The organism is Paenibacillus antri, assembly GCF_005765165.1.
Lineage (GTDB): Bacteria > Bacillota > Bacilli > Paenibacillales > YIM-B00363 > Paenibacillus_AE > Paenibacillus_AE antri.
This window is the reverse complement of sequence record NZ_VCIW01000038.1, coordinates 20,090-32,336: the sequence shown is the minus strand read 5'-3', so window position 1 is coordinate 32,336 and position 12,247 is coordinate 20,090. Positions and strand designations below refer to the sequence as shown.

The following is a 12,247-nucleotide window of genomic DNA, read 5'->3' as shown; positions in this document are numbered from 1 at the left end:
TGTGGCCGATCACCCTCTCAGGTCGGCTACGCATCGTCGCCTTGGTGGGCCGTTACCCCGCCAACTAGCTAATGCGCCGCAGGCCCATCCACAAGTGATGCCGAAGCATCTTTCACGATTCGCTCAGGCGAGCGAATCGATTATCCGGTATTAGCAGGCGTTTCCGCCAGTTATCCCGGTCTTATGGGCAGGTTGCCTACGTGTTACTCACCCGTCCGCCGCTAACCTTGCCCCGAAGGGCAAGATCCGCTCGACTTGCATGTATTAGGCACGCCGCCAGCGTTCGTCCTGAGCCAGGATCAAACTCTCCAAAAAGGGTAGTTCAATATGCTGCGCTCATTACAAGCTAGCTTTAAAACATTTGCCGTGAGCCGAAGCTCACAGCGCGTATGCGCTCGTTGTTCAGTTTTCAAGGAACAAGCTGATTGCTTATTGTCATCCGTTTTAACGGCGACTTTTATATCCTATCACATCCGCCCATTCATTGCAAGCCTTTATTCCTTGGCAATGTTTGGTTTGCTCTTTCGAGCTCGCCGATGCTTTCGGGACAGCGAGAAATAATTTATCACATCGAGAGAGAAGTGTCAACACTTTTCGTAAATCATTTTCCGAAGTCCCTCTAGAGACTATAAAACCACCCGACGTCGTCGAGTGGTTATTTCGTCTTCCGATTCAAAGCATACCTGGATAGATCCTTAGGCGACGCTAATCGCGCATACATGCGAAAGATGACCTTATATCGGTTTTCGATCGCCGTCTTCATGTCTCCGTCGATGCGCGTATCCCGCAGATCGAGCAGCATTTCGTCCAACTCTTTGCGCAACACGTAATCGAGCTCCCGGCATTCCCGGTCGTTAAACAATATTCCTAACATGTTCCGCGGACGGCCTCCTTGCGAATTCTTAGATGTTCACTACGGCAACGAAGGAAATGCTTCTGGGTAATGGGTAATGGTGCGAGCCGGACGCTTGTCTCGTCCTGTTTTTGTTATTCACCATTTCGGCCATTTTTAACCACGGACCAAGAAATACGTGATCGTGCTTTCAATGAACGCGGCGACCAGCAGCGCGAAAAACAGGAATGCGATCAACCGCCCGAACGTGCCGTGGAACGCCTTCAGCGACGCGGAAGAACCGCCGCCCCGGAACGCGCGAACCAGCTCCGCGAAGACGAGCGCGCCGTACTTGAGGCCATAGGCGGCCGCGATCAAGATCGCGGTAATCTCGAGCAAGCCGTGAGGCAGGATGCCGCGGACGATCAAGGAAAAGACGTTCGCCCCTGAATCCCCCGCTACGGCGGCGACGTAACCTAGAATCATGCCGTTCGTCAGCAGGAAGAACAACGGGAACAGCCCGAACAACGCCCCCAAGAAGACGACGAACAGCGATTTCACGAAGTTATTGATGAAGATGAATAAGAACATCCACACTTGCGGATTCGCGGTGGCGTCCAACCGTTCGGCGACGCCTCGCATCGGCTCGATCTGGCTTTCCAAATACGCGTTCAGCCCTTCGCTGCCGGCCCCGAAGGCGACGCCGACGAAGAACAGCGCGACGCTGACCGCGAAATACCACCGGATCGCCGCTAAGTCTTTCGCGAAAGCTTTCATGGTTTGCAAACTCATCGGGCGTCTCTCCTTTTCTTGTCCGAAGGGGGTAGCATAACTTGTCTCCCCTCGTCATACACATGTACAAACCCAAAGAAAACAAGTCGTTCGCGCCAGTCCGCGGGGGACGTGTCACTAGTGGCCAAAGGAGGACCTATCAGTGAATGTATTTTATGTGCTCAACGGGAAGAAGCTCAAGCATTACCTCATCATGATGTTGGCCGCCGTCTTTACCGTCGGCGTCATCTACGCGGAGCGGGGCAATATTACCGTCTTCAAAGCGGATGAGGGCCCTGCCGCCATCTATAAAGTCGATACGGACCAGAAAGTGCTTGCGCTGACGTTCGATATCAGCTGGGGCGAGACGCGCGCGGAGCCCATCATCGACGTGCTGCAGCAAAAAGGGGTGAAGAAAGCGACATTCTTCCTCTCCGCCCCATGGAGCGAAGCGCATCCCGACATCGTCAAGAAGATCATAGACGCCGGCTACGAGATCGGCAGCCACGGGCATAAGCACGACAATTACAGCCAGATGACGGACGAGGAAATCCGCAAGCAAATCCGGACGGCGCACACCGTGTTGTCCCAGGTGACGGGTAAGCCGCCTACCCTGCTCAGACTGCCGAACGGAGACTTCGACAAGCGCGTCCTGAAAATCGCGAACGAGCTCGGTTATAAGACGATCCAGTGGGACACCGACTCCAAGGACTGGACGAATCCGGGGGTCGACCGCATCGTCAGCACCGTCGTCTCCCGCGCCCATCCCGGCGACATCGTGCTGATGCACGCAAGCGACTCCGTCAAGCAGACGCATGAAGCGCTGCCGGCGATCATCGACGAGCTCCGCGCCAAAGGGTACTCGTTCGCGACGGTCACCGAGCTGATCAGCGGTACCGACGTGAAGGGGAATAAAGCGCAGGAGCAGCAGAAGAACCCGCCGACCTCGACGGCTCCCGCTCCGTCGACAACGTAATAGGAACGGCCCGGAGCCGGCCGGTCGCAGCGTTACGACGCGCGTCCGGCCGGCTCTCCCGTTGCGACGGGCGTCAGAATTTTATGCAAACGAAGAATTTGCCAAGCGTTGCACAGGAACAGCGGCAGTACCATCATGACGGTGCCGTACGCATTGAACTGCTGCAGCGCGGGCACCGCTTCGAGCAGCGTCACGGCCGTCATGAAAAACATCGTCGGCACGAACGACTTCCGATTCGTCTCCGCCGCCTTCCGACGCGCCACGAAATAACCCCCGATCACGACGAGCCCCGGCAGGACGAAATACGGCAGCATGTTCTCCCCTTCCGGCACGCGCAGCATCGCCGCATACCCCGACACGACGACGATGAAGAACACTTGGACGTACGTCCATAACAGCTTATTTTTGAAAATGCCCTGAGCGAACAGGTTCACGGTTAAGTACGCGAAGAAGCCCATATGGCTGAAAGCGCCCAACAGCGCGCCGACGGTCACGGTTTGGATCACGTTAAACAAGATGCCTTCGACGCCCATCGTCGAAGGGGTCACCTCCGGGTTGATCATAAAGACGAACGCGCCGACGACGAGGGCGGCCCCGATTCCGATCCCGAGCGTGGAGAGAAACAGCGAAATCCATTTTCCCAAATTCATAAGTCCGAAACCTCCGATTTTCCTGTTGCGACGCGATTCGCGCCTGCCCTAATTGTATAGAAACGCGTCAAAAAAAGCCAACCGCTCCGCTTCATAAAGCGACCTTCCGAATCAAATACTATGACAAACCGAATCGGGGAGGCAGAAGCGCGATGAAACGTTGGGTAACCTGCGCGGCGGCCGTCGCCGCGCTTGCCGTGTTGACGTCCTGCGGACAAGACCAGCAGCAGTCCGCTCAAGTGAATTATAACGAAGTCAAGACGATGGTCGTCGACATCCTCAAGACGGAAGACGGCCAGAAGGCGATTAAGGAAGCGTCCAAGGAAGTCGAAGCGGCGGATTTCCAACAGCTGCAGATTTTAAACACCGGGCAAGGACAGCAGCTGCAGCTCGCCGTCAAAGAGGTCATGAGCGACCCTGCGTACGCCGCGGCGCTCAAGGAGACGATGATCGACCCGAAATTCGCCGGCGACTTCGCCCGCGCGATCACGACGGAAAACAAGAAAATTCAGAAGGAATTGATGAAGGACCCGGAATACCAGCAACAGATGATTGACATCATGAAGGATCCGCAAATCCAAGCGCTGATGCTTCAGACGATGAAGAGCGCCGAGTACCGCCAGCAAATCATCACGATCATGAAGGAATCGATCCAGACGCCGTTGTTCCAACAGGACATGCTCAAGCTGATGACGCGGGCGCTGGAGGAACACTCCAAACCTAAGTCCGACGCCGAGAAGGGCGCGAAGGCGACCGCTTCCGCCGAGGAAGAGGAGAAGAAGAAGAAAGAAGAGGAAGAGAAGAAGAAGAAGGAAGAGGAAGAGTCGTTGTAATTTTACGAAAATGAGAAAAGGCCGCCCCGGGCGCGATCCTCGAAGGATGCCCGGTACGGCCTTTTTTGAGTGTTTATGAATTTGCCGCGGTTTTCGCGATCACGCGATCCGCCAGCTCCATGTACAGCTTGCCCGTCGGGCTGTCTTCCTTGTAGATCGAAGGCGAGTAGTCCCGCTCCGCCGGATGGTTGTCCGGCGCGCCGAGCGGCACTTGCAGCAGCAGCTCCGTATGCAGCTCCTCCGCCAGCTTCGCGCCGCCGCCGCGGCCGAAGACGTAATCCCGCTCCCCGTCGCCTCGCTCGTACCACGCCATGTTCTCGACGATGCCGAGAATTTCGTGGTTCGTGTGGCGCGCCATCGCGCCGGCGCGCGCGGCGACGAACGCGGCCGTCGCATGCGGCGTCGTCACGATGATCTCCTTGCTGTGCGGCAGCATCTGATGGACGTCCAAGGAGACGTCCCCCGTGCCCGGCGGCAGGTCGAGCAGCACGTAGTCGAGCTCGCCCCACTGGATTTCGTTGAAGAAGTTGCGGAGCATCTTCCCGAGCATCGGACCGCGCCAGATGACCGGCGCGTTGTCTTCGACGAAGAAGCCCATGGAGATGACCTTCACGCCATGGCTCGTGACCGGCGCTACGCCGCCTTCCTCGACGGCCGGGCGCGAATCGATGCCCATCATGTCGGGCACGCTGAAGCCGTAGATGTCGGCGTCGATCAGACCGACCCGCTTGCCGCGGCGAGCCAGCGCTACCGCCAGATTGACCGTCACGGTCGACTTGCCGACGCCGCCCTTCCCGCTCGCGACCGCGATGAACGTCGCCGGATGATCGGCATCGAGCAGCGCCGGGCTGCGCTTCTGCGCGGCCGCGCCGTCGTTCTGAGCCGCCGCCTGCAGCTTCTTCGCGATCTCGCCCCGCTCGAAGTCCGTCACTGCTCGGGAGCGGATATGGATCAGCTCGGGACCGACGCCGATCTCGCCGAGCGCCTCCCGTACCGCGGCTTCCATCTCGCCCTTCGCCTCCGCGTCGTCGGTCGCCAGCACCAGCGTCAGCGAGACGCCGGCTTCCCGAGCCATAACGTCCCGGATCAGGCCTAGTTCCACTAAGCTAAGGCCCGAGTCGGGGTCTCGGATATGTTCAAGTGCATGGATCGCTTCGTCTCTCGTTACCAACGGTTCCACCTCTTCGCTTTCGTGTCAAAGTAACGTCATTATAGCATACGGAAGCGGAAGGGGAGAACCGGGCCGGAACGTCACGCGTCCGGAGCAGCCTCGGGATGCTCCTCCAGCTTCGATTCAGGCTTCGCATCCTGGTTTTTCGCCGGCTCCGGCGTCTCCGTAGGCGCTTCCTCGTCCGGGTCGCCCCCGGTCGGCTCGAGCGGAGGGGTTTCCCCGGACGTATACCGCAGCAGACCGCGATAGATCGCCGCCGCCAGCTGCTTCTGGTACTCCGCCTTCGCGAGGTTCGCCGCCTCCGCCGCGTTCGACAGGAAGCCGACTTCGACGAGCGCCGTCGGCACCTCGGAGCGGTCTAGGATGAAGATGTTGCGAATCCGCTTCGACTGGCGATGTGTCTCGACGACGGTCGTCCGCAATTCCTCCTGGATGAACCAAGCGATGGCCGCGTTATCCTTATGGTTCAGCGTGTAGAATGTCTGCGGCCCGTACCACTGCGGCTGCGGGATCGCGTTTAGATGTACGGAGAGAAATAGATCCGGATTCGTCTCCCGCACGATGGCCGCCCGCTCCTTCAAATCCTCCGTCTTGCGCCGGCTGTACCCCTTCGTGCCGGCGGCGGCGAGATCGGTATCCGTGTCCCGCGTCATGACGACGGTCGCGCCGGCTTGCTGCAGATAATCCCTGAGATACATGCTGATATTCAGCGTGACCTCCTTCTCCCACAGTCCGTCCGCGCTCTTCGCTCCGCCGTCCGCCCCGCCGTGCCCCGGATCGAGCACGATCGTCTTCCCCGACAACGGGAGCGTCCAATACGTCCACGTCTTCGCGGCCGGCAATTGATTCGTGAATACGACGACGATCAAGGCCACCATCAGCCCCATCGTGATCAGCTTCCCCCGCGCTCCGCCGCTCAGCCAGAAGACGACGCGCCCGTGCCTCTTCATAACGAAAACCACCCCGCCCCGATACAGATGAATGTATATCATCTATATGGGACAGGGTGGACAAATATGACGAGTTCTCCGTTACGGCGCGGTGACCGCCTTCTCGGCGAGACCTTCGATCAGCACCTTCGCGACTTCCGGACGCGTGAACTCCGGCGGCGGGCACTCGCCGTTCCGAAGCAGCGCGCGGACCTTCGTGCCGGACAAGTGCATGTGATCCGCCTTATCGTGCGGGCACGTCTTGCTGGACGCCATGTTGCCGCACTTCGTGCAGAAGAAGCTGTGCTCGAAGAACAACGGCGTGATCCCGAGCTCTTCGGCCGTGAAGTTGCGGAAGATCTCCTGCGCTTCGTAGGTTCCGTAGTAATCCCCTACGCCGGCGTGATCCCGGCCGACGATGAAATGCGTGCAGCCGTAGTTTTTCCGTACCATCGCGTGCATGATCGCTTCCCGCGGGCCTGCATAACGCATCGCCGCCGGATATACGCCGAAGTGAACGCGGTCCTTCGGATAATAATTATCGAGCAGCACCCGATAGCTGCGCATGCGAACGTCGGCCGGAACGTCGTCCGACTTCGTCTCCCCGACGAGCGGATTCAGGAACAAGCCGTCCACGATTTCCATCGCGCTCTTCTGAATGTATTCGTGCGCCCGGTGCACCGGATTGCGCGTCTGGAAGCCGACGATCGTGCGCCAGCCCTTCTCGGCGAACGTCTTCCGCGTATCCGCCGGGTCGAAGTAGTACTCTTGAAACCGCTCCGGTTTCGGGCGATTCAGCACCGTAATGGCGCCGCCGACATAGCCGTTCGGACGCTCCAGCAGCTTCACCACGCCAGGATGCTCCGTATCGTCCGTCTTGTATACCTTCACCGCTTCTTCCTTCAGATCGACGCGGTATGTCTGTTCAACGTCAAGGACCGCATAGACGACTCCATCCGTATCGCCGACCAAGGCGACCTTCTCCCCGATCGCAAGGTTTGCGAACACGTCGTCCTCGACGGCCAGCGTGACCGGAATGCTCCATACCGTGCCGTCGGCCAGGCGCATCGAATCGAGTACCGAGCGGTAGTCGTCTTGCTTCAAGAAACCCGTTAACGGGGAAAAGGCTCCGACCCCGATACAGTCGATATCGGAAATCGTCCATGCGTTCACGCGAATCTTGCGCAGCCCCTCCGCCAGCTTCACTAGATCGTCTCGCTCTTGGCCTTCGGCGATCCGGTTAATCAACGTCCCGCCGTGAGGTTGAATCGTAGACATCGGTTGTGCTCCTCCCTTATCCGTTCGTAGAATGATTTATTTATGCAATCCGCACTCGGTCTTCTCGGAACCGGCCCAACGCCCCGCGCGCGGGTCTTCGCCCGGCGCGACCGGACGCGTGCATTGCTCGCAGCCGATGCTCGGGAAATTCCGGTCGTGCAGCGGGTTATACGGCACCTCATTCTCCCGGATGTAATTCCACACGTCCTCGGACGTCCAGCTCGCGAGCGGGTTAAACTTCACGAGACCGAACTTCACGTCGTATTCGACCTTCTTCGCGTTCGCGCGCGTCGGCGCTTGATCGCGGCGAATGCCTGTGATCCATGCTTCGTATTTGCCGAGAATGTCCGTGAGCGGATCGACCTTGCGGATGTTGCAGCACTTGTTCGGGTCGCTCTTCCACAGCTCTTCGCCGTGCAGCGCGGCTTGCTCTTCCGGCGTCAGCTTCGGCTTGACCTGCACGAAGTTGACGTTGTATTTAGCCGCGAGCGCGTCGCGGGTTTCGTATGTCTCTTTAAAGTGGTAATCCGTGTCTAGATAAAAAATATCCGTTCCCGGGCGAACCTTCTGCAGCATGTGCACGAGCGCGACGTCCTCCGCGCCGAAGCTGCAGGCGAGCGTAATGTTCGGGAACGTGTCGACCGCAAAGGCGAGAAGCTCCTCAACCGGCGCATTCTCGAACCGCTCCGCCGCTTCATTGATTAGCTTTTCTTTCTCCAACAAATTCATTGATAAGGGCGCCTCCTTCTTAATTCCAACTAATTCGCTCTGATTTATTTGATATATAGTAATTATAGAGGTCCTGGTCCAAATGTCAATCCGTCTTTTAGGCGTATATGTATCCATATTCTTCGATTTCGCAATGGGTGCAAAGAAACGCCGAATTCGCATTCGGCGTCTCGTACATGCTATGACTGTACGGCGGGTCGTCGATCGACGCCGCGTCCTCGGAATGTGCGATACACGAGCCATAAGTTCAATAAGACCAACGCCGCCATCGCTAAGAATACATTGCTGAAGCCCGAAGCGGCTTCGGCCGCGAACGGGTTGACCGCGGACGCTCCCGCGGATTCGTCCAGCGCCTTCATCATGACCGCGCCGCTGATCGAGCCGGATAAGAAGTTGACGAGGGTGAACGTCCCCATGCCGATCCCGATCATCTCCCTTGGCAGCAAGCCGGACACATGGTTCGTGATCGATGCCTGCATGAAGGAGAATCCGATACTCACGAACGCCATGCTCGCGGCGATCATCCACGGACCATGGCCGCTGACGGAGGACAGCAGCAATAAGCCCGTTAGGATGCCTCCTTGCGCCAAGCTGACCACGAAGCCGTTGCCCCGCCGGTCGGCCAACTTTCCGCCGTACCGGCCCAACAGCGCCGCCGACATCGCCGCCGGGAACAGCGCGAACCCGACATGGATCGGCGACAGCCCGTTCACGTCGGCGAGCAGCGTCGGAATGACGATCATGATCCCGAAAGCCGCCGTACCCGACAGGAACGTTATCAAGAGGCACGTAAGCACCCCTTCGATGCGAAACAACCTCGGTTGAATGAACGGGTCCTTCGCTCCTCTGCGAATCCACAGAGCGAAGAGAATAAAGAAGACGGCGCTCGCGATAGGAAGCCACCAGACGAAGTTGGTGATCGCGAGGAGCAGCGCGACGACGCCGACTCCCAGCAAGGCGGCGCCGGCGAGGTCGAACGTTCCCGTTCGCGTGTTCTCCTTCGGCAGCCAACGCAGAAACAACGGAACGGTGAGCAGCGTGCCTAACGAGATAAGAAATAAGTAATTCCAAGAGACCGCGCCGGTTATGAAGCCGCCGACGATCGGGCCGATGCCGGACGCGAACGCGATCGTCGACGCGATCGTCCCGAGCGCCTTCCCGCGCTGCGCCTGCGGCACGAGACGGGCCGGAATAAGCATCGCGAGCGCCGGGATGGAGGATGCGCCCGCGGATTGGATGAAGCGTCCGACGAGCAGCATCGCGTACGTCTGCGCGAAGAACCCGACGATCGAGCCGACGCAGAAGGTAACAATGCCGATCGTGATGAGCCGCTTCAGCGGGAAGCGATCCGCCAGCTTGCCGTATGTGAGCGAACCGAGCGCATAGATGATCGAGTACCCCGTCGTCACCCAGCTGACCTCCGAATGCAGCAGGCTAAATTCGTCGGCGATCGACGGAATCGCGATGTTGAACATCGTCACATTCATGACGGAAAACAACAAAATAAAACAAATCGCCCAGATCACCTTGGGGTTAAAGTCTTTGGTGGCGGTTTCCACTTCGATTCCTCCCTCGCCGTATCTATCTGTTATCTATCGGATTACAGTTTACTCTTGCGGAATTGGAAAGTCAATCCAAATTATATGCAAAAAAACGCCCCGGAGTCTGAAAAGACTCTCGGGGCGTTGCGATTGCGTTCGATTAGCGCTTCGAGAACTGCGGAGCGCGACGAGCGGCCTTGAGGCCGTATTTCTTCCGTTCCTTCATCCGCGGGTCGCGAGTCAAGAAGCCTGCGCGCTTAAGCGGGGAGCGGAATTCCGGATCTGCTTTCAGCAGCGCCCGGGAGATGCCGTGACGGATCGCGCCGGCTTGGCCGGAGATGCCGCCGCCGTGAGCCAAGACGATTACGTCGTACTTGCCGACTGTCTCCGTCAAAGCGAGCGGTTGCTTCACGATCAATTTCAACGTCTCGAGCCCGAAGTATTCGTCGAGCTGGCGTTGGTTGATGACGATATTGCCGTCGCCCGGTACCAAACGTACGCGTGCTACGGAATGCTTCCGACGTCCTGTGCCATAGTATTGGAACTGTGCCATGTTGTCGAACTCCTCCTATTACCCGCGTAATTCGTACGGTTGCGGATTTTGTGCCGCATGCGGATGCTCGCTGCCGGCGTAAACTTTCAACTTCGTGTGCAATGCGTTGCCGAGCTTGTTCTTAGGCAGCATGCCCTTAACCGCGATCTCGATCATACGCTCCGGCTTCGTCTGCACCATGACGTGCGCCGGCGTTACCTTCAAACCGCCCATATATCCGGAATGACGGTAGTAGTTCTTCTGTTGCCACTTCTTACCCGTAAGTACGATCTTCTCCGCGTTGATGACGACGACGAAGTCGCCCGTATCGACGTGAGGCGTAAATTCCGGCTTATGCTTGCCGCGAATCAAAGCCGCGACTTCACTTGCCAAGCGACCGAGCGTCTTGCCGTCTGCATCGACGAGATGCCACTTGCGCTCGACTTCGTTAGGCTTGGCCATATACGTAGTCCGCATTAGGATATCCTCCATTCATGTGCTTGCCTTACGGCAGTTGTGGTCTATGATGGTGTCAATTTGCCGAAAGTGTCGGCAAAGCCATATTCGAATTCGGATGTTGCATGCCTTGCATTGGTTGGCTTTAATGGAAGTGCCTTGCCGGGGCCGTGGGAAAGCTGACAAAGCAAAGCCAAACAATATATTACAACATATCCTGGCGTTTAGCAAGCTGTATTTTCACGCATCATAACTCGTACTCAACGCTCCAGAGCGATAACCCGTACGGCTTAGCCGTCGGTCCCGCCAACGCGCGATCCCTCGCTTGCAGAATTCGAGGAATTTCGGCTGCATGCAGCTTCCCTTCTCCGACCGCAAGCAGCGTCCCGGCCATAATACGCACCATATTGTATAGAAAACCGTTGCCGGTGAAAAACAATCGTAAACGTCCGACGCCCGTCGCGGATTCCATGCCTTCCACGGCGGTTTGCGTCAGTTGCGCTTCATAGACGGTTCGCACCTTCGATTCGGACGCCGCTCGGACCGAACAGAACGACGTGAAGTCGTGTTCGCCCTCGAGGTGTCGTATCGCTTCCCGCATCGCGCTTACGTCGAGCGAGCCCGGATGATGGAACTCCGTTCGACGGTTCAGCGGGTCCGGATAGCGATTCCCGTTAATCGTATAGCAATATGTCTTCCGCTTCGAAGACTTCCTCGCGTGGAACGTCAAAGGGGCCTCCTCTGCCTTCCAAACGACGATATCGTTCGGCAGGCGGGCGTTCAGCGCTTGACACCACCGATCGGCCGGCAGACGGGACGACGTCACGAAGTTCACGACCTGCGCGCGTGCATGCACGCCGGCATCCGTTCGTCCCGAGCCGTGTACGGCTGCGGTCTCGCCGGTTATGGCCGCGATCGCTTCGATCAACGCCGCTTGAATCGACGGCACGCCCGGCTGCACCTGGAAGCCGTGGTAGTCCGTCCCGTCATAGCCGATCGTCATGCGAATGTTTCGCATCAAGGAGATCACCGCCCGTAGCCTGTGATACCTGAATCGCGTACAAAAAAAGGGCTAGGGGGAATCCGAGATTCCGACCGCCCTTCCTTCGTGTATAAGCTGTTACGCTTCGGCGCGATCCACCAATTCCAAGTAAACCATCGGAGCGGCGTCGCCGCGGCGAGGTCCCAACTTCAGAATGCGAGTGTATCCGCCTTGACGCTCGGCGTAACGAGTCGCGAGATCGGAGAAGAGCTTTTGAATCGCGTCTTTTCCTTCTTGCGCCTCTTCGCGGCGTACGAAAGCAGCTACTTGACGACGAGCGTGCAGATCCCCGCGCTTCGCGAGCGTGATGAGTTTCTCGGCGATGGAACGAATTTCCTTCGCCTTCGCTTCCGTCGTTTGGATCCGTTCGTAGATGAACAGGTCCGTTACCAAGTCGCGAAACAACGCTTTACGCGCGCTGGAATCGCGGCCCAACTTTTGGTATGCGGTCATGGGATATGTCCCTCCCTTACGGTGTTATATCGTAGTTTGTGGCTTGCCGTACGG

The 12,247-nt window shown here is 58.0% G+C and carries 14 protein-coding genes and 1 rRNA gene; 2 read left to right on the top strand and 13 right to left on the bottom strand.

Annotation, left to right across the window (positions count from 1 at the left end):
* The 3 genes from FE782_RS31175 to FE782_RS31165 all read right to left on the bottom strand — a co-directional run.
* A 16S ribosomal RNA gene (locus tag FE782_RS31175) occupies positions 1–315 on the bottom strand; the annotation flags it as partial.
* 340 nt (positions 316–655) lie between these two features.
* The gene (locus tag FE782_RS31170) at positions 656–874 is read right to left on the bottom strand and encodes a hypothetical protein (protein ID WP_138198247.1); all 219 of its coding nucleotides are present in this window, start codon (positions 872–874) and stop codon (positions 656–658) included.
* Between the two features lie 135 nt (positions 875–1,009).
* Positions 1,010–1,624: a stage II sporulation protein M gene (locus tag FE782_RS31165; protein ID WP_138198246.1), complete on the bottom strand. Its 615-nt coding sequence runs from the start codon at positions 1,622–1,624 to the stop codon at positions 1,010–1,012.
* Between the two features lie 142 nt (positions 1,625–1,766).
* Between FE782_RS31165 and pdaB the strand changes: the two genes are divergently transcribed.
* Entirely contained in the window at positions 1,767–2,579 is an 813-nt protein-coding gene (gene pdaB, locus FE782_RS31160) for a polysaccharide deacetylase family sporulation protein PdaB (protein WP_138198245.1), read from the top strand.
* A gap of 32 nt (positions 2,580–2,611) precedes the next feature.
* On the opposite strand, the gene FE782_RS31155 is transcribed toward pdaB, so the two are convergent.
* Positions 2,612–3,229, bottom strand: coding sequence for a KinB-signaling pathway activation protein (locus FE782_RS31155; protein WP_138198244.1), 618 nt, complete (start codon positions 3,227–3,229; stop codon positions 2,612–2,614).
* Between the two features lie 152 nt (positions 3,230–3,381).
* On the opposite strand from FE782_RS31155, the gene gerD reads away from it, so the two are divergent.
* Entirely contained in the window at positions 3,382–4,062 is a 681-nt protein-coding gene (gene gerD / locus FE782_RS31150) for a spore germination lipoprotein GerD (RefSeq protein ID WP_138198243.1), read from the top strand.
* A 73-nt stretch (positions 4,063–4,135) separates the two neighbouring features.
* Here gerD and salA read toward each other — a convergent pair whose 3' ends face one another.
* The 9 genes from salA to rplQ form a co-directional block, all read right to left on the bottom strand.
* Positions 4,136–5,233 (bottom strand): iron-sulfur carrier protein/transcriptional regulator SalA, encoded by a 1,098-nt coding sequence (gene salA / locus FE782_RS31145; protein ID WP_138198242.1) that lies wholly within the window; start codon positions 5,231–5,233, stop codon positions 4,136–4,138.
* Positions 5,234–5,313: 80 nt separating this feature from the next.
* Positions 5,314–6,183 (bottom strand): N-acetylmuramoyl-L-alanine amidase CwlD, encoded by an 870-nt coding sequence (gene cwlD / locus FE782_RS31140; RefSeq protein ID WP_138198241.1) that lies wholly within the window; start codon positions 6,181–6,183, stop codon positions 5,314–5,316.
* 81 nt (positions 6,184–6,264) lie between these two features.
* Complete coding sequence (sat, locus tag FE782_RS31135; protein WP_138198240.1) at positions 6,265–7,440, bottom strand: sulfate adenylyltransferase; 1,176 nt, start codon at positions 7,438–7,440, stop codon at positions 6,265–6,267.
* Positions 7,441–7,476: 36 nt separating this feature from the next.
* Positions 7,477–8,169, bottom strand: coding sequence for a phosphoadenylyl-sulfate reductase (locus tag FE782_RS31130; protein ID WP_138198239.1), 693 nt, complete (start codon positions 8,167–8,169; stop codon positions 7,477–7,479).
* Positions 8,170–8,348: 179 nt separating this feature from the next.
* On the bottom strand, positions 8,349–9,728 hold the full coding sequence (locus FE782_RS31125; RefSeq protein ID WP_138198238.1) for an MFS transporter: 1,380 nt from the start codon (positions 9,726–9,728) through the stop codon (positions 8,349–8,351).
* A gap of 142 nt (positions 9,729–9,870) precedes the next feature.
* A complete protein-coding gene (rpsI, locus tag FE782_RS31120) occupies positions 9,871–10,263 on the bottom strand; it encodes a 30S ribosomal protein S9 (protein ID WP_138198237.1) in 393 nt (130 codons plus the stop codon).
* Between the two features lie 18 nt (positions 10,264–10,281).
* Positions 10,282–10,719: a 50S ribosomal protein L13 gene (rplM, locus tag FE782_RS31115; RefSeq protein ID WP_138198236.1), complete on the bottom strand. Its 438-nt coding sequence runs from the start codon at positions 10,717–10,719 to the stop codon at positions 10,282–10,284.
* 226 nt (positions 10,720–10,945) lie between these two features.
* A complete protein-coding gene (truA, locus tag FE782_RS31110) occupies positions 10,946–11,716 on the bottom strand; it encodes a tRNA pseudouridine(38-40) synthase TruA (protein WP_138198250.1) in 771 nt (256 codons plus the stop codon).
* A gap of 102 nt (positions 11,717–11,818) precedes the next feature.
* Positions 11,819–12,193, bottom strand: coding sequence for a 50S ribosomal protein L17 (rplQ, locus tag FE782_RS31105; protein WP_138198235.1), 375 nt, complete (start codon positions 12,191–12,193; stop codon positions 11,819–11,821).
* Positions 12,194–12,247 lie beyond the last annotated feature (54 nt).